The 15,908-nt window shown below is 70.1% G+C and carries 15 protein-coding genes; 7 read left to right on the top strand and 8 right to left on the bottom strand.

The genetic code is table 11. The features are described 5' to 3' along the window. Positions 1-393: 393 nt before the first annotated feature. A complete protein-coding gene (locus VYJ16_RS08070; protein ID WP_336349802.1) occupies positions 394-1,047 on the bottom strand; it encodes a helix-turn-helix domain-containing protein in 654 nt (217 codons plus the stop codon). Between the two features lie 90 nt (positions 1,048-1,137). Further along, positions 1,138-1,569, bottom strand: a complete 432-nt coding sequence (locus VYJ16_RS08065) for an SCP2 sterol-binding domain-containing protein (protein ID WP_336349801.1) — start codon at positions 1,567-1,569, stop codon at positions 1,138-1,140. Positions 1,570-1,743: 174 nt separating this feature from the next. Between VYJ16_RS08065 and VYJ16_RS08060 the strand changes: the two genes are divergently transcribed. After that, positions 1,744-1,971, top strand: coding sequence for a hypothetical protein (locus VYJ16_RS08060; RefSeq protein ID WP_336349800.1), 228 nt, complete (start codon positions 1,744-1,746; stop codon positions 1,969-1,971). Here VYJ16_RS08060 and VYJ16_RS08055 read toward each other — a convergent pair. The 4 genes from VYJ16_RS08055 to VYJ16_RS08040 all read right to left on the bottom strand — a co-directional run bounded on the left by VYJ16_RS08055 (position 1,968) and on the right by VYJ16_RS08040 (position 7,806). Next, positions 1,968-3,035, bottom strand: a complete 1,068-nt coding sequence (locus VYJ16_RS08055) for a zinc-dependent alcohol dehydrogenase family protein (protein ID WP_336349799.1) — start codon at positions 3,033-3,035, stop codon at positions 1,968-1,970. The two genes, VYJ16_RS08060 and VYJ16_RS08055, sit on opposite strands and share 4 nt — an antisense overlap. 134 nt (positions 3,036-3,169) lie before the next feature. After that, complete coding sequence (locus tag VYJ16_RS08050; RefSeq protein WP_336349798.1) at positions 3,170-4,708, bottom strand: aldehyde dehydrogenase family protein; 1,539 nt, start codon at positions 4,706-4,708, stop codon at positions 3,170-3,172. Then, on the bottom strand, positions 4,705-5,802 hold the full coding sequence (locus VYJ16_RS08045; RefSeq protein WP_336349797.1) for a mandelate racemase/muconate lactonizing enzyme family protein: 1,098 nt from the start codon (positions 5,800-5,802) through the stop codon (positions 4,705-4,707). The genes VYJ16_RS08050 and VYJ16_RS08045 overlap by 4 nt, the downstream gene beginning before the upstream one ends. Positions 5,803-5,880: 78 nt before the next feature. Next, positions 5,881-7,806: an endonuclease/exonuclease/phosphatase family protein gene (locus VYJ16_RS08040; RefSeq protein ID WP_336349796.1), complete on the bottom strand. Its 1,926-nt coding sequence runs from the start codon at positions 7,804-7,806 to the stop codon at positions 5,881-5,883. 161 nt (positions 7,807-7,967) lie between these two features. Here VYJ16_RS08040 and priS point away from each other — a divergent pair, with 161 nt between their 5' ends. The 5 genes from priS to VYJ16_RS08015 all read left to right on the top strand — a co-directional run bounded on the left by priS (position 7,968) and on the right by VYJ16_RS08015 (position 12,220). Continuing rightward, positions 7,968-9,155: a DNA primase small subunit PriS gene (gene priS / locus VYJ16_RS08035; protein WP_336349795.1), complete on the top strand. Its 1,188-nt coding sequence runs from the start codon at positions 7,968-7,970 to the stop codon at positions 9,153-9,155. Continuing rightward, positions 9,152-10,177 carry a DNA replication complex subunit Gins51 gene (locus VYJ16_RS08030; RefSeq protein ID WP_336349794.1) on the top strand — a complete coding sequence of 342 codons (1,026 nt, stop codon included), beginning with the start codon at positions 9,152-9,154 and terminating at the stop codon, positions 10,175-10,177. The genes priS and VYJ16_RS08030 overlap by 4 nt, the downstream gene beginning before the upstream one ends. Positions 10,178-10,249: 72 nt before the next feature. After that, positions 10,250-10,714 (top strand): thioredoxin-dependent thiol peroxidase, encoded by a 465-nt coding sequence (gene bcp / locus VYJ16_RS08025; RefSeq protein ID WP_336349793.1) that lies wholly within the window; start codon positions 10,250-10,252, stop codon positions 10,712-10,714. Positions 10,715-10,750: 36 nt separating this feature from the next. Then, on the top strand, positions 10,751-11,365 hold the full coding sequence (locus VYJ16_RS08020) for a DJ-1/PfpI family protein (protein WP_336349792.1): 615 nt from the start codon (positions 10,751-10,753) through the stop codon (positions 11,363-11,365). Between the two features lie 96 nt (positions 11,366-11,461). Continuing rightward, entirely contained in the window at positions 11,462-12,220 is a 759-nt protein-coding gene (locus tag VYJ16_RS08015) for a class I SAM-dependent methyltransferase (protein WP_336349791.1), read from the top strand. Positions 12,221-12,344: 124 nt separating this feature from the next. Here VYJ16_RS08015 and VYJ16_RS08010 read toward each other — a convergent pair whose 3' ends face one another. Further along, positions 12,345-14,615: a CDC48 family AAA ATPase gene (locus VYJ16_RS08010; protein WP_336349790.1), complete on the bottom strand. Its 2,271-nt coding sequence runs from the start codon at positions 14,613-14,615 to the stop codon at positions 12,345-12,347. Beyond that, positions 14,612-14,851, bottom strand: coding sequence for a DUF7127 family protein (locus VYJ16_RS08005; RefSeq protein WP_336349789.1), 240 nt, complete (start codon positions 14,849-14,851; stop codon positions 14,612-14,614). Before VYJ16_RS08005 ends, VYJ16_RS08010 begins: the two co-directional genes overlap by 4 nt. A 237-nt stretch (positions 14,852-15,088) precedes the next feature. Between VYJ16_RS08005 and VYJ16_RS08000 the strand changes: the two genes are divergently transcribed. Beyond that, the gene (locus tag VYJ16_RS08000; RefSeq protein WP_336349788.1) at positions 15,089-15,877 is read left to right on the top strand and encodes an alpha/beta fold hydrolase; all 789 of its coding nucleotides are present in this window, start codon (positions 15,089-15,091) and stop codon (positions 15,875-15,877) included. The last annotated feature ends 31 nt before the right edge of the window (positions 15,878-15,908 follow it).

Genomic DNA, 15,908 nt, shown 5'->3' with positions numbered 1-15,908 from the left:
GAACGCCAGACCAGTTCGAAAACCTGGGCTCTCGGTTGGTTCCGCGCCGGAAATCACGACGTACGGTCGTCGACGCGATTCCCAGTTCGCGACCGCGTCGTGGCGGCGTACCGACCGCGAACCGGGGCGTGCGCTCGGTCGGTTGCGTGACATCGCCGCCCGAGAGTCGCCGAGCGACCGCTCGTCGATGGCGAGTCGCTTCCCGGACGGTTCGGCGTGGTCGTCGACCGCCGACGACTGCCGGCCAGGTCCTTCCAGGTAACGGAGCGGAAAACGGCAACAAACCACGCCTATACGGTTCTAACGTCGGCTTTGTGCCTGATGGCGGCGTCACGTCAAGTGCGCCATCTGCCGCCTCGAGCACGTCGACCACGCCACTCGCTGCACTGGCCGTCAGTCGAGGACGCCCGCGACGAGCGCGGCCTCGGCGCGCCGCAGGAGCTCGTTCGCGGTCGACGGCGCACACCCCAGCGCCTCACCGATCTCCTCGTAGCTCGCCGCCCGCGGCGTCTCGTAGAACCCGAGGTCGTACGCGGCCTGCAACGCCTCGCGCTGCCGGCCCGTGAGGCGTGCGAGCGTGGCGTCGCGGTCGGGTTCGAACTCGCCCGTCCACTCGACGTCCACCGGCAGTTCCTCGCCGACGTCCGCGAACGCCCCCTGGAGCGCGTCGCCGGACCCGACGACCGTGACGGTGACGCCGTCCGGGTCGAACGAGAACGGTTGCTGGAGCAAGAGCGCGTGCTCGTCGACGAGCGCCAGGAGCGCCGACAGCGACGGCCGCTCCTCGACGTGCACGAACGCCGCGAACGTCCCGGTCGCACTCTCGACGACGTCGTACTCGATGACCTCCTCGTGGGATTCGAGCACCGTCTCGATGGCCTCCCGGCCGTCCGCCCGCAACCGGTAGAGGAGGAGGTACGTCCCGTCGTCCAGCCACTCGAGGTTCGACAGGTCCTCGCGAGTCACGTCCGCGGCGCGAGCGAGCGCCCGGTCGACGCCCGGGAACGCCCCCTCGTCCGGCCTGAGCCTGAGTCCCACCGCCTTCATGCTCACCCCTCTCGTCGGCACCGGCATAATCCCTCGCCTCCCGCGACCAATCCGTCGAAGCCGCGACCTGCGCGCTGCCGGCAGCCGCGGTCAGTGCGCGAACTCGGTGTCGACCGCCGCCGCGTTCTCCGTCATCACGATGGCGGCCTCGGAGTACTGGAGGACCTTCTGCATGTCGCCGTCGAGGTCGAACTTCCCGGACATCAGGCCGTCGATGGCGCCGAGGTCACCGTGCACGAGCGCCTTCCAGTCCGCGTAGTCGCCGCGGTACGCGAACCCCCACTCGACGGCGTCCTCCTCCGGGACCTGCTTCGCGTCGGTGCACTCGCCGTCCTCGAGGTCGACGTAGAGGTAGACGTCCTCGCCGTTGTACTCGCCGTCCGGGCGGATGTGGAAGAGGAACGACCCGTCGAACCCCTCGCCCCACCCGCTCCCGGCGTCGCTGTACGCGTCACTCGCGTTCAGTTCGTCCTGCCACGCCTGGATCCACTCGTCGGCCTCGTCGGGGAGCGCAATCGCCATACTCGACCGTCGACGCCCGCGAGCGTCGTCGTTTCCCCGAACCCCGACGCCTCTTCAAGTGCGTGGGCGGAGGTCGCCGGCGGCGAGGGCGAGGGCAAGCCGGCGCCAACTCGTTCTCGATGACCGGAAACGCACGACCGGGTTCTTGTACCGTCCCGTCATAGGGCGGTGTAGATGCACAGGCAGCGCTACATGTTCGGTATCGTCCTCGGCGCACTCATCGGCGTGTTCGGGACCGGCGTCCCCGTTCGCACGGTCGCCGGGGTTCCCGTCCACGGCGTCATCGCGTTCGTGAGCGCCGTCGTCACCGTCGCGAGCGCGATCGGGCTCCTCGTCGCACAGTACCGCCACGTGAAGGCGTCCGACGCGAGCGAGGAGACCGCGGAGTCGGCGTCACCCTAGAACTCGGTGCAGACGGGGATGCCGACGGTGTCGTAGTCGCCGAGGTTCTCGATGACCGCGGGCACGTCGTCGAGGCTCACGGTCTCACCGACGATGCGGCCGGGGTCGAGCTTCCCGGTGTCCATCATCCGGAATATCTCCTCGTACTCGACCTGCGGGCACCCGTAGGAGCCGTAGAACTCGCGTTCGTCCGTCACCATCGTGTCCACGGGCAGGCTGACCTCGCCGCCCTCCTCGCTCGTCGTCATCCCGATCTGGAGGTGCTGGCCGGTCTTCCCGAGGCTGTTCACGGAGTTCTGGACCGTGTCCGCGATACCGAGTGCGTCCACGGAGACGTCGACGCCCCGTGAGTTCGCGGTGTGCTTCTTCACCGCCTGCGGGACGTCCTCGACCGCGGTGACGTCCACGGTTCGGTCCGCGCCGAGGTCGAGCGCGCGGTCGAGTTTCGTCTCGTCGAGGTCCACGGCGATGACGTTCGCGCCGAGCGCGTCCGCGACGTGCACCGCCGAGAGGCCGACGCCGCCGCAGCCGTGGACGGCGACCCAGTCGCCGGCGGTGACGTCGACGCGGTGAACGAGGCCGTGGAACGCGGTCGCGAACCGACACCCGAGTCCCGCGACCGCGGTCGGGTCGGCGTCGTCGGGGAGGACGACGACGTTCTGGTCGGCCTCGCGGACGCTGTAGTACTCGGCGAACGCGCCCTTCTGGATGGGGATGAACCCCATCGGGACGCTGCGCTCGCAGACGTTCGACCGACCGCTCCGGCAGTGGTGACAGCTCCCACAGCCGAGGTTGAACGGGTTCGTGACGAGGTCGCCCTCGTTCACGGTCTCGACGCGGTCGCCGACCTCGACGACGCGCCCGCAGGGCTCGTGCCCGAATATCAGTCCGGGCGTGGGCATGACGCCGATCCAGTCCCAGTCGCCGCGCCAGGCGTGCCAGTCGCTCCGACAGATACCGCAGGCTTCGGTCTCGACGACGACGCCGTGCTCGGGACAGTCCGGTTCGTCGACCTCCTCGACCTCGAGGGGCTGCTCGACCCCCTGGAAGACGGCTGCTCGCATACGCGAAGGCAGGACGCCCCCGACCATAAATCTTTCATTAAAAATAATGTGGAATAAGACGGGTGCTGCGGCTGGTCCCACCGCGTGCGTCCCGACGCGCCGCCGGCGCTCGGGCGCGAGCCCGAGCGGTCGATTCAGCCGAGGTTCGGGATGCCACCGAGACTGATCTTCACCGTCTTCGCCTGCCGGTACGCGTCCATCGCCTCCTTCGAGAGCTCGCGACCGATACCGGAGGCCTTGAACCCGCCGTGGGGCGCGGGGTCGAACAGGTCGTTGTACGTGTTCACCCAGACCGTTCCAGCGTCGAGGTCCGCCGCGACCTCGTGCGCGCGCTCCAGGTCGCTCGTCCAGACGCCCGCCGCCAGCCCGAACGTCGTGTCGTTCGCGCGCTCGACGACCGCCTCGGTCTCCACGAACTCGAACACCGACAACACCGGGCCGAACACCTCCTCGCGCGCCACGCGGTCGTCGTCGTCGACGCCCTCGAAGACGACCGGCGGGACGAACGGCGCAGCAGCGAGGTCGTCGGGTACCGCCGCCTCGATGGCCGCGGTCGCGCCATGCTCGCGCGCCGCGTCGACGTACTCGCGGACCGCCGCCGCGTGCTCGGGGTCGACCATCGGCCCGACGTCCGTCATCGGCGACAGCGGGTCCCCGACCGAGATCTCCGCGACGCGGTCGGCGAGGCGCTCGAGGAACTCTTCACGAATGTCTTCGTGGAGGAACAGCCGCGAACCGGCGGTGCACTGCTGGCCCTGGTTGAAGAGGATGGCGACGACCGCGCCCTCGACGGCCTGGTCGAGGTCCGCATCCGAGAACACGATGTTGGGGGACTTCCCGCCGAGTTCCAGCGATACCGGCGTCGCGTCCGCCGCGGCGTTCTCCATCGCCTTCCGCCCCGCGGTCGCCCCACCCGTCAAGGAGACCTTCCGGACGTCCTCGTGGCCCGTGAGCGCGTCACCGACCTCGCTCCCCGACCCGGTGACGACGTTCACGACGCCCGGCGGCAGGACGTCGTTCGCGAGTTCGGCGAGCGCGAGCGTCGACAGCACGGCCCGCGAGGAGGGCTTGTAGACGACGGTGTTCCCCGCGGCGAGCGCGGGGCCGAGCTTCCACGCGACGAACATCGCCGGGAAGTTCCACGCGCCGACCGCGCCGACGACGCCGTAGGGCTCCTCGCGCGTGTAGACGTGCTTGTCGGAACTCGACGGCGGCCGCCGCCCCTCGTCGGCGGTGCGCGCGAGCGCCGCGAAGTACCGCAGCTGGTCCTCGACGACGGTCGTGTCCACGAACAGCGAGTGCTTGTTCGGCTTGCCGACCTCCAGCGAATCGAGGCGCGCGAGCCGCGTCTTCTCGTCGGCGACGCGGTCCGCGAGTTCCTCGAGGTACTCGCCGCGCTGCACGGGCGACTGCTCGCCCCACTTCCCCTCGAACGAGTTCTTGGCCGCCGCGACCGCACGGTCGACGTCTTCTCGGTTTCCGGCCCAGTACTCGGCCAGGGCGCCGCCCGTCGTCGCGTCGCGCGCGACCGCTCGCTCGCCGCTCTCGCTCGCCACCCACTCGCCGTCTATCAGGAGGTCGTAGCTGTCGCGGGACAGCACCTCGTCGGCGATGCGCTCGTGGCGCTCGAGGACGTCGTCGGAGAGGTCGTGCGTGGAATCGTCGACAGTCATCCGTCGAGCACCTCCTCGCGCACCGTCACGCCGAGGCCGGGCCCGTCCGGGGGCGCGACGCAGCCGTCGTCGTCGAGCGTGAACGTCTCCTCGAGGAGGAAGTCCCTGGCGTCGGGCGTCCACGGCGGCTCCATCGGGAACTCGCAGTACGGCGCGTCGACGGCGGCCATGACGTGGAGGTTCGCCGCGAACCCGAGGCCGTTCGTCCACGTGTGCGGGACGAACTCGACGCCGCGCTCGCGTGCTGCTGCGGCGACGCCGACGCCACCGCGGAGCCCGGAGACGATGGCCGCGTCCGGCTGGATGACGTCCACGCCACCGGCGTCGAGGAGGTCGTAGCACTCCCCGACATCGTCGAGGAACTCGCCGCCCGCGATGGGGACGCTCGTGCGCTCGCGGAGGTCGGCGTAGGACTCGTGGTCGTGCCTGGGGAGCGGCTCCTCGAGCCAGCGAACGTCCAGCGGTTCGAGGTCGCGCGCGACCGAGAGCGCCGTCTTCGGGCTCCAGCGTTCCTCCTCGCGCATGACCCGGACCGCCCAGCCCTTGTTCGCGTCCACCATGATCTCGAGGTCCGGGAACGACTCGCGGACCGCCTCGACGATGCGGACGTCCTCGGGGCTCGCGACCCGGAGCTTCACCGCCTCGAAGCCCTCGTCGACGCGCGCCTGCGTCCACGCCAGGCGGTCGTCGACGTCACCGACCTCGCCGGCGCTCGCGTACGCCGGAATCGGGTCGCTCGAACCACCGAGGATCTCGTAGACGGGCTTGTCCGCGGCCTTCCCGACGAGGTCCCAGAGCGCCATGAGGAGGTGCCACGGTCGCGGCCCGATGAGGTCGACGCTCGCGAGCTTCCGCCGGACCGCGTCCACGTCGTGCGGGTCCATCCCCGTCAAGAAGAGCGAGAGCGGCCCGTCGTACGTGAGGCCGCCCGCGAACGACGGACTCGCCGCGTACCCCGTGTGCTCGGTGTCCGTGTCGAGTTCGAACAACCCGACCTCGTGCGTGCTCTGGGGGTAGCCGGGTATCCAGTTCGGCTCGAACGAGCCCTCGAGCGCGTGACTCAGGTCGTACTGCGTGACGCCCGTGATCTGCATGCGGGAGTGTGCCACCGCCACGACGGTAGTGGTTCGCGCGAACGCCGACGTGCGTTCAAGAGGCCTCGCGCGGCCCGCTCAATTCTCGCCGCGGCCCGGGTCGACGGTCGCGAGGACGCCGAGGTGGTCGCTGACGGCGGCGTCGCCGACGCGCGTGCAGCGCGACACCGTCCAGTCGCCTTCGAGCCAGACGTAGTCGATGCGCTGTCTCGGGTCGTGCGCGGGCCACGTCCCGCCGCCGCCGGTCTCGGGGTGGCCGGCGGCCGTCCAGGCGTCCGTGAGGTCGCGCTTCAGCCGGTCGTACGCGGGGTCCTGGTTCGGCTGGACGTTGAAGTCGCCGAGGACGACCGCGCGCTCGTGGTCGTCGCTGAACAGCTCTCCCAGTATCGTCTGGGCTTCGCCGAGTTGCTCGTCGTCCTCGGGGATGTCCGTCTGGAAGTGCGTCGTGATGGTCTGGAGTTCGCCGTCGGGCGCGTCGAGCGTCGCGACGAGCGCCCAGCGCGCCGGCGACTGATGCACGGGCAGCGAGACGACCTTCGTGTCGAGGACGGGGTACTTCGAGAGGACGGCGACGCCGTACCCGCCGCGGCGCGTCGGGACGCCGTAGTCGTAGTGGTAGTCGAGTTCGTCGGCGAGCCACCGAACGGGGTTCGCGCTCCCGGTCGTGTACCGGCCGCCCTCGGTCTCCTGGAGGCCGACGACGTCCGGGTCGTGCTCGGCGAGCAGGTCGCGGACGTCGCGGTAGTTCGCCCCGCCGCGCTGCCCGTCGATCCACTGGTGGACGTTCAGCGTCACGACGTCGTACGGCGCGCCCTCGGCGCGAGCGCCGTCGTCGCCCGCGTCGAGCGACCCGGGTGCGAGCGAGAGCGCGGCGAGCGCACCGGGAGCGAGCGCGGTGAGCGCGTCGCGACGTGCGGCGTCCGGGAGCTCGGTCGGGTCGCCTCCGACGCCCGCGGCGTCACGAGCGAGGACGAGGAGCGCGGCGACCACGGGCGCCGCGGCGAGCGCGAACGCCGACAGCGGCGCGTGCCCCGCGAGCGCTGCACCCCCGGGGACGTACGCCCAGTTCGCCGCGAGCACCTGCGAGACGACCGCGACGACCCCGACGACCTGCGCGAGCCCGAGCCAGCTCGCGCCGTCGTCGCGCAGGCCAGCAGCGACGAGCCGCAGGAACGTCGCCTGCATGAGGAAGACGGCGACGGGCCCGAGCTGCCCGACCCACACGACGTCGCCGAGCGCGAGCGCGAACGCCACCGCCACCACGACCGCCTCCCGGCGGTCGAGCGCCCGCCCGAACCCGACCCACGCGGCGCCGAGGACGACGCCGGCGACGGTCGCGACCGCCGTCGCCGCGTACCCGAGGCCGCCCCAGGCCGCGGTCGCCGCCGGATACGCGAGGAACAGCCCCTGCGCGAAGACGGCGAGCCACGCGACCGCGGACGCGCCCGGTTCGGGGACGTCCTCGCGGAGCGCGAGCGCGCCGGCGACGAACGCGACGCCGACGAGCAGCGCCGTCCCGCCGAGCGTCGCGTACGCCGGGAGCGTCCCGAGCCACCCGCGGACCGCCGCGACCGACGCGACCCCCACCGCGAGCCCGGGGAGGAAGGCCGGGTCGCGAGCGCCGAGCGCGACCAACAGCGGCGTCGCGAGCGACAGCGCGAGGACCGCGCCGGCGCCCGCCAGCACCGGGTCCGCGAGCGCGGACGCGACGACCGCGAACGGCAGCACCGCGACCGCCGCGCGCACCGACCGCGCCCAGCCGAGTCGCCGCACCACCGGCACCGTCCACACCGACAGGAACCCGAACAGCAGGAGCGCGGAGAGCCCCGGCCCCGAGAGCGAGAAGTTCGAGACGAACACGCGCGACGCCGTCCGCTGGAGCGCCGCCGCCACCACCACCACGAGCGCCGCCGTCAACGCCACGCGACCCAACCGACCGTCCCGCACTACGCGACCCAGTCGCCCATCCCGAACCACGCGACCCAGTCGCCCGTCCCAGTTCATGCCCCGAACGTACCCGTCGGCACTAATAGAGGTTGTTGGCGATACCGACGCTCGTTTTTCAACCCCCGGGGCTCGTGGACGGACGGCTTCCAGTCGTCGCCCGTCGACGGTCGGTCGCGAACGGTGGGTTCTTGACGCCGCCGCCAGTACGGTCTCGAAGCATGGAAGAGCGAACCGTCGCGTACCTCCGCGGAGCGTTCAAGCGCCACTACGAGGCGACAGAGGTGTCGCCGCCACCGGCGCCGAACGAACGCGAGTGGGGGTACATCCCGTGGACCGCCCAGGCGCAGACGACGATGGTCCGTCACCGCTCCTGGCTGGACGTCGGGAACCTCGGACGGTTCCTCACCGAGGAACGCCCCCAGCACGTCTACTTCTCGGCCGCACAGTACCGCGACCCCTCGGCGAACTCGATGAGCCGGAAGGACTGGCAGGGCACCGACCTCGTCTTCGACCTGGACGCCGACCACCTCCCCGGCGTCGACCCCGAAGAGACGACGTACCGCGAGATGCTCGCGACCTGCAAGGACGCCCTCCTCGACCTCCTCGACGTCCTCGAGGACGACTTCGGGTTCGAGGACACCACCGTCGTCTTCTCGGGCGGCCGCGGCTACCACGTCCACGTCCGCGACGACGGCGTGCACGAACTCGGCCGCGGCGACCGCCGCGAGATCGTCGAGTACGTCCTCGCGGAGGGTCTCGACCTCGACGCGCTCCTGGCGCGCGAACTCGTCGACGGCATCGGGTTGGAGAACCCCACCGAGAAGCGGACGCTGTCGACCACGGGCGGCTGGGGGAAGCGCGTCCACGACCGCCTCCTCGCGCTCGTCGACGAGGTGCGCGCGATGGACGACCACGAGGACAAACTCGAGCGTCTGCAAGCGTACGACGGCATCGGCGAGGGGTCCGCCGAGAAGCTCGTCGACGTGTTCGACGCGAACTACGACCAGATCGCGCAGGGGAACGTCGAGGTGCACGGGCGATTCCTGACGCTCGCGCGCCAGGTCGCCGCGGAGACGTTCGACGCCGAGTCCGCACCGATCGACGAACCGGTGACGACCGACATCAACCGACTCATCCGCCTCCCGGGGAGTCTCCACGGCGGCACCGGCCTGATGGTCGAACGCATCCCGCGCGACGCGGTCGCCGACTTCGAGCCGCTCGAGGACGCGATATCGCCAGTGTTCGGCGACGAGTCCGACGGCGCGCTCGCCATCGAGGTGACCGAACCGGTCACCGTCGAGTTGGGCGACGATACATTTACGTTGGAGGCAGGCGCAGCAACCGTACCGGAATACGTCGGCGTCTTCGCGATGGCTCGCGGGCACGCCGAGATCGCAAAGCAATGAACATCGACGAACTCCGCTCCGCGCAGAGCAAGGAACGACAGAAGTCAGACCTCCAGCAGCTGCGCGAGTCCTTCTACGGGGACGTGGCGGCGTACGTCGAGGAGCTGGAGGCCGAACGCGAGCGGGCCGCCGAGCGCGCGGAGGACCCGTTCGGGTCCCCGGAGGTCCAGCAGCTCACGAACGACATCGAGACGGCGAAGGACACCGCGGAGGCGATCTACGAGCGTCGGCTCGGGAAGATCGTGAAGAAGGCGAGTCTCGTGTCGGCGGAGATGGCGAACCCGAACGACGTGAACGGCCTCACGGCCGAGGAGCAGGCGTTGTTCTCGGACCTCGTGGAGCGCATCGAGGAGAACAAGGCGCACATGCTGGACGTCATCGCGGGCGACGTCGCGCCGGGGGCGCGCGACGACGCGACCGCCGCGAGCGGGGACGCGTCGGCGTCGAGCGACGCGGGGTCGCGAGCGAGCGCGGACGCAGCGGCGGCGAACGCGGACGTCCCGCACCCCGAGGACGGCCTCGATGCGGACGCGGACCCGACGGCCGCGTCGGGTGACGACGGCGCGACCGCGGACGGGAACGCGACCGGCGACGAGCGCACGGGCGGAGACGAGGACTTGCGGCGGTCGGAGGCCGCTGCGGTCGCTGACGTACCCGACGGACCGCCGGCCGACGACGCCGCGCCCGACCCGGACGGCGCGGACCACGTGTCGGCGGCGGACCTCATGGGCGGCGACGACGACCCCGCAGACGGCGAGGCGAGCGACCAACAGCACGCGAGCGACCGCGACCCGACGAGCCGCGACGAACCCTCGACAGACGCGAGCGGGGCGTCAGGGTCGGCCGGCGGCGACGCGGGCGGCGAGGACGAGCGCGCGACGCTGCGCGTCACGGAGAACGTCGGCGAGATATTCGGCGTGGACGAACGCGAGTACACGCTCGCCGCCGAGGACGTCGTCACGCTCCCCGAGGAGAACGCGGACGTCCTCGTCTCGCAGGGCGCCGCCGAGCGCCTGGACTGACCCGCCGCGACTCGTTCGCTCGCGTCGACCGAGAACGAAATCCACTTTTGCGCGCGTCGCTCCGAGTGGCGTATGCTCGAACCAGGCAGCGAAGCGCCGGACTTCGAACTCCAGAATCAGGACGGCGACCGGGTCGCGCTCTCGGACTACGCGGGCCAGCGCGTCGTCGTGTACTTCTATCCGCGAGCGAACACCGAGGGCTGCACCGTCGAAGCGTGTAGTTTCCGTGACCGCTGGGACGAGTACGGCGAGCGCGACGTCGCCGTCCTCGGCATCAGCGACGACCCCGTCGACGACCTCGACGACTTCGCGACCGAGTACGACCTCCCGTTCGAACTCCTCAGCGACCCCGAGGGCGAGGTGTCGCTCCTGTACGAGTCCTACGGCGAGAAGGAGATGTTCGGGAACACGTTCGACGGCGTCTTCCGGAACACGTACGTCGTCGGCGCGGACGGCGACGTCGAACTGGCGTACGAGGGCGTGGACCCCGAGGAGCACGCGGACGAGATCCTCGCGGACGTCGACGACCTCTCGTAACCCAAACGAGTAGGTTGCGGCGCGCGTACCGCCGGTATGGACGCCGCCATCCTCCTGTTCGACGGGTTCGACGAGTTGGACGCCATCGGTCCCTTCGAGGTCCTGGAGAACGCCGCGAACGCGGGCGCTGACCTCGACGTGACACTGTGCACGGTCGACGGCGCCGACGAGGTGACGGCGAGCCACGGCCTCCGCGTCGGCGCCGACGCGACGCTCGACGCGGTCGCGACCGACGACCTCGACCTCCTCCTCGTCCCCGGCGGCGGCTGGACCGACCCCGACGCGCCGGGCGTCCGCCGCGAGTACGACCGCGGCACGATACCCGAAGCGATCGCCGCACTCCACGCCGACGGCGTCGCGGTCGCGTCGGTCTGCACGGGCGCGATGTTGCTCTCGAAGGCGGGCGTGCTCGACGACCGCCCCGCCGCCACGCACGCCGCCGCCGAACCCGACCTGCGAGACACCACTGCGGACGTCCGCGACGCCCGCGTCGTCGACGACGGCGACATCTTGACCTGCGGCGGCGTCACCAGCGGCCTCGACCTCGCCATCCACCTCGTCGCCCGCGAATTCGGCCGCGGTATCGCCGACCAGGTCACGACCGAGATGGAGTACGAACCCAGCAGCGACGTCCACGTCGCCGACGGCTGACCGCGAGCCCGCAGCGTCGTACGAATCGAACACCAGCCACGCTATCGTCCCCCACCCCACGGAAACGACTTTGGTTCGAGTTCGAGACTCGTTCGTATGGACGACGACGCGGCGTTCTTCGACGCGATGGCAGCCTACTACGACGCCCGGCACCGCAGCGGCGACGACGACGCGACCCCCGCCGACGCCCGGTTCTACCGGGACCTCGTCGCGGACGCCGACGGGCCGGCGCTCGAACTCGGCGTCGGCACCGGCCGAGTCTACCTCGAACTCCTCGCCGCCGGCCTCGTCGTCGACGGCGTCGACGTCTCCACGGGGATGCTCGACGTCCTCCGCGAGAAAGCGGCCGCACGAGGGCTGACGCCGTCCGTCCGACGCGGTGACGTCCTCGACCTCGACCCCGACCGCGAGTACGACGTCGTGTACGCGCCCAACCGGATGTTCAACCACCTCACGAGCATCGACGACCAGCGCGCCGCGCTCCACAACGTCCGCGACGCGCTCGCGCCCGGCGGTCGGTTCGCGCTCAACACGTTCGTCCCCGCGTTCGACGTCGTCGCCGACTACGGCGACGCCGTCGAACAGACGCTCACCGTCGACGACGACCACTACCGCGTGGTCGCCACCACGAGCCTCGACGACGAGGTCGAACAGGTCGCTCGCCTCCACCACGAGGTCCACCGGAACGGCGCGTTCCTCACCGAACGCGAGACCACGCTCGCGCTCGTCCCGAAACGCCAGTTCGAACTGCTGTTCGACGCCGCCGGATTCAGCGACTGGACCGCGTACGGCGACTTCGACCGCGAACCACTCGAATCCCCGAGCCAGGAGATGGTCTGGGTCGTCGAACGCTAACCGAGAGCCATTGCTCGTCGGCTAGCAGCGCCGCGAACAGCGAAGAAAGAACCGACATCGGTTCGCATCGGCGCGTCAGCGCACGCGCCGACCCGGCGACGACGACGCGGCGTCTCGACGACGCCTACTGGAACGTCCGACCCATGTCGACTTCGGGGTCGGGCTCCTCGCGGCCGAACCGTTCCTCGATCTGCGCGTAGCGTTCCTTGACGTCCTCGGTGACGCTCGCTTTCACCTCGTCGAGCGCGTGCTCGAAGTGCTCCTTCGTGATACGGACGTTCCCGACGGAGTCACCCATCTCCTCAGGACTCACCGAGTTCACGAACTCGCGGGTCGCAGCCATGCTCGCCTCGCGCGTCACGGCCTCGACGTCGGCGCCGACGTACCCCTCCGTCTTCTTCGCGAGCCACTCCAGGTCGACGTCGTCCGCGAGCGGCTTGTGCTCCGTGTGCACCTCGAAGATCTTCTCGCGAGCCTCGCGGTCCGGCACCGGCACGTGGACGTGACGGTCCAGGCGACCCGGCCGGAGCAGCGCGTTGTCGATGAGGTCCGGGCGGTTCGTCGTCGCGATGACGACCACGTCCTCCAGCGCCTCCAAGCCGTCGAGCTCCGTGAGGAGCTGGCTGACGACGCGCTCGCCGACACCGGAATCACCGGTGCGTTGCCCGCGCTCGGTCGCGATCGAGTCGATCTCGTCGAAGAACACCACCGTCGGTGCGTTCGACCGCGCCTTCTCGAACACCTCGCGCACGCCCTTCTCGGACTCCCCGACGAACTTGTTGAGGAGTTCGGGGCCCTTGATCGAGATGAAGTTCGAGTTCGCCTCGTTCGCCACCGCTTTCGCGAGCAGCGTCTTCCCCGTCCCCGGCGGGCCGTACATCAGGACGCCCTTCGCGGCCTGGAGGTCCATCGCCTCGAACACGTCGGGGTAATCCAGCGGCCACTGGATGGTCTCACGGAGGCGTTCCTTCGTGCCCTCGAGACCACCGACGTCCTCCCACGTGACGTCGGGCACCTCGACGAACACCTCGCGCATCGCGCTCGGCTGGATGCCCTTCAGCGCCTCCTTGAAGTCCGACTCCGTGACCTTCAGTTGTTCGAGGACCTCCGCGTCGATCTCCTCCTGCTCGAGGTCGAGCTCCGGGCGGATGCGCCGGAGCGCGTTCATCGCCGCCTCGCGAGCCAGCGACTCGAGGTCCGCGCCGACGAACCCGTGCGTGTTCTCCGCGTACTCGTCCAGGTCGACGCTATCGCTCATGGGCATCCCGCGCGTGTGGACCTGCATGATCTCCATGCGGCCGTCCTTGTCCGGGACGCCGATCTCGATCTCGCGGTCGAACCGGCCACCACGGCGGAGCGCCGGGTCGATGGCGTCCACGCGGTTCGTCGCCGCGATGACCGTCACCTGCCCGCGCTCCTCCAGACCGTCCATCAGACTCAGGAGCTGTGCGACGACGCGCCGCTCGACGTCACCGCTCGCCTCGCCGCGGCTCGCGGCGATCGAGTCGATCTCGTCGATGAAGACGATCGCGGGCGCGTTCTCGTCCGCCTCCTCGAAGACCTCGCGGAGCTGCTCCTCGCTCTCCCCGTAGTACTTCGACATGATCTCCGGGCCGCTGATGGTCTGGAAGTGCGCGTCGATCTCGTTCGCGACCGCCTTCGCCATCAGCGTCTTCCCGGTCCCCGGCGGGCCGTGCAGGAGCACGCCCTTCGGCGGCTCGATACCGAGTTGCTTGAACAGCTCGGGGTGGCGCATCGGGAGCTCGATCATCTCGCGGACCTGGTCGAGCTCGTCGTCGAGCCCACCGATGTCCTCGTACGTGACGTTCGGGACGCCCTCGGCGCCGCCGCTCCCGGCGCCCTCGGCGCCCTGGATCTGCTCGGCGGGCTTCTCGCTGATCTGGACGTCCGTCGAGTCCGTGATGACGACCGTGCCATCCGGGTCGGTGCTCGCGACCTTCAAGGGGACGCTCTGCCCGCTCCCGGCCATCGGCCCGAACGAGAGCGAGAACGGGATGGTCTGCCCGCTCGTCACTGCCTGCCCGCTGAGCTTGTCGCGCACGAGCGGCCCGATGTTCCCGCGGATGCGGAGGTTCTGCGGGAGCGCGACCGTGACGCTCTTTGCGGGCTTGACGTCCGCTTTCTCGACCTCGACGCGGTCGTCGATGCCGACGTCGGCCTCCTGGCGGAGCCGGCCGTCGATGCGGACGACGCCCTGGCCCTGGTCCTCGGGGTACCCGGGCCAGACGCGCGCGACGGCCTTCCCCTCACCCTTCCCGGTGATGAGGATGTAGTCGCCGTTCTCGAGGTCGAGTTCGGCCATCGACGACCGGTCGATGGCGGCGAGCCCGCGCCCGGCGTCCTTCTGCTTGAGGGGTTTGACGGTGAGTTTCATGCGTGAGCCTCCATCTCGATGGTGAGGACGCCGTTCCGGATAAAGGCGCGCGTCGGCGTGCTCGGCACGGAGAGTTCGAACTGCTCGCCGTCCGGTCTGACGACGATGACGGTGTCGCCGAGGACGTCGACGTCGGCGTCCGTGAACTCGAGGTCGGCGGCGACGACGACCGCGTCGTCGTAGACGTAACGACGTGCGAACCGGGCGTCGGTTTCCGTGAACTGCTGTATATTCATCCTAACTACGAGTTAGTGTTCATAGCTTATAAATCTTTCCCCTACGAAACGCACGAAGGCGGAGCGGTGCATCGAAAGCAGTCGACTCGCGGTTCACACCACAACCAGTGACCAGATAGCGAACAGATACCGACGAACCGGCGTCGCGACGAGCGCCCACGCGCTCGTCTCCCGGAACGCCCCCCGCCTCGTCAACGGGCGACGGGGTTTAAGCGACCACCCCGAGTAATCTCGCGTATGCAGACCGTCTCCCATCAGGGCCGCGAGACAGCGTACGAGGTCTTCGACCGCGGCGGCGACGGCGCACCCGTTCTCTGCGTGCACGGGAGCGGCGGCACGCGCGCCGTCTGGAAGTCTCAGGCTCGCCTCGGCGACGAACGGCCGGTCGTCGCGCTCGACCTCGCCGGTCACGGCGAGAGCGACGACGTCGACGCCGACCCCGGCTACGAGACGCTCGCCGCGTACGCCGACGACGTCGTCGCCGTCGCCGACGCCACCGACGCACGCGTCCTCTGCGGGAACTCGCTCGGCGGCGCCGTCGTCCTCCACTGCCTCCTCGAACGCGACGACGACCTCGCCGTCGACGGCGCCGTCTACGCCGGCACCGGCGCGAAACTCGCCGTCCTCGAAGACCTCCGGGACTGGCTCGCCGACGACTTCGAGCGCGCCGTCGACTGGCTCCACGACCCCGGCCGCCTGTTCGCCGACCCCGAACCGGACCTCGTCGAACTCTCGAAGACCGCGATGCTGCACTGCGGCCAGCGCATCGTCGAACGGGACTTCCTCACCTCGCACACGTTCGACGTCCGCGACCGACTCGGCGAGATAGCGACGCCCGGTCGCGCCATCGTCGGCGAGAACGACGCGCTCACCCCGCCACGATATCACGACTACCTCGCGAGCGAACTCGGCGACTGCGACGTCGCCATCGTCGAAGAAGCAGCGCACCTCGCGATGCTCGAACGCCCGGACGGCTTCAACGCCGCGCTCGCGGACTTCTGCGAGCGCATCGACGAAACCGAGTAACAGCGCCGCGTCGCGTGGCCGACAACCCCCG

It is taken from the genome of Halorubellus litoreus, assembly GCF_037081675.1.
Lineage (GTDB): Archaea > Halobacteriota > Halobacteria > Halobacteriales > Natrialbaceae > Halorubellus > Halorubellus litoreus.
The sequence above is the reverse complement of the archived record's forward strand: the minus strand, read 5'-3'. Positions and strand labels throughout refer to the sequence as shown.

What these genes read in the sequence shown, in the direction of transcription:
- VYJ16_RS08070 (WP_336349802.1), bottom strand. Translation starts at nt 1,047, where the DNA reads ATGAAGGCGGTGGGACTCAGGCTCAGGCCGGACGAGGGGGCGTTCCCG.
- VYJ16_RS08065 (WP_336349801.1), bottom strand. Translation starts at nt 1,569, where the DNA reads ATGGCGATTGCGCTCCCCGACGAGGCCGACGAGTGGATCCAGGCGTGG.
- VYJ16_RS08060 (WP_336349800.1), top strand. Translation starts at nt 1,744, where the DNA reads ATGCACAGGCAGCGCTACATGTTCGGTATCGTCCTCGGCGCACTCATC.
- VYJ16_RS08055 (WP_336349799.1), bottom strand. Translation starts at nt 3,035, where the DNA reads ATGCGAGCAGCCGTCTTCCAGGGGGTCGAGCAGCCCCTCGAGGTCGAG.
- VYJ16_RS08050 (WP_336349798.1), bottom strand. Translation starts at nt 4,708, where the DNA reads ATGACTGTCGACGATTCCACGCACGACCTCTCCGACGACGTCCTCGAG.
- VYJ16_RS08045 (WP_336349797.1), bottom strand. Translation starts at nt 5,802, where the DNA reads ATGCAGATCACGGGCGTCACGCAGTACGACCTGAGTCACGCGCTCGAG.
- VYJ16_RS08040 (WP_336349796.1), bottom strand. Translation starts at nt 7,806, where the DNA reads ATGAACTGGGACGGGCGACTGGGTCGCGTGGTTCGGGATGGGCGACTG.
- priS (WP_336349795.1), top strand. Translation starts at nt 7,968, where the DNA reads ATGGAAGAGCGAACCGTCGCGTACCTCCGCGGAGCGTTCAAGCGCCAC.
- VYJ16_RS08030 (WP_336349794.1), top strand. Translation starts at nt 9,152, where the DNA reads ATGAACATCGACGAACTCCGCTCCGCGCAGAGCAAGGAACGACAGAAG.
- bcp (WP_336349793.1), top strand. Translation starts at nt 10,250, where the DNA reads ATGCTCGAACCAGGCAGCGAAGCGCCGGACTTCGAACTCCAGAATCAG.
- VYJ16_RS08020 (WP_336349792.1), top strand. Translation starts at nt 10,751, where the DNA reads ATGGACGCCGCCATCCTCCTGTTCGACGGGTTCGACGAGTTGGACGCC.
- VYJ16_RS08015 (WP_336349791.1), top strand. Translation starts at nt 11,462, where the DNA reads ATGGACGACGACGCGGCGTTCTTCGACGCGATGGCAGCCTACTACGAC.
- VYJ16_RS08010 (WP_336349790.1), bottom strand. Translation starts at nt 14,615, where the DNA reads ATGAAACTCACCGTCAAACCCCTCAAGCAGAAGGACGCCGGGCGCGGG.
- VYJ16_RS08005 (WP_336349789.1), bottom strand. Translation starts at nt 14,851, where the DNA reads ATGAATATACAGCAGTTCACGGAAACCGACGCCCGGTTCGCACGTCGT.
- VYJ16_RS08000 (WP_336349788.1), top strand. Translation starts at nt 15,089, where the DNA reads ATGCAGACCGTCTCCCATCAGGGCCGCGAGACAGCGTACGAGGTCTTC.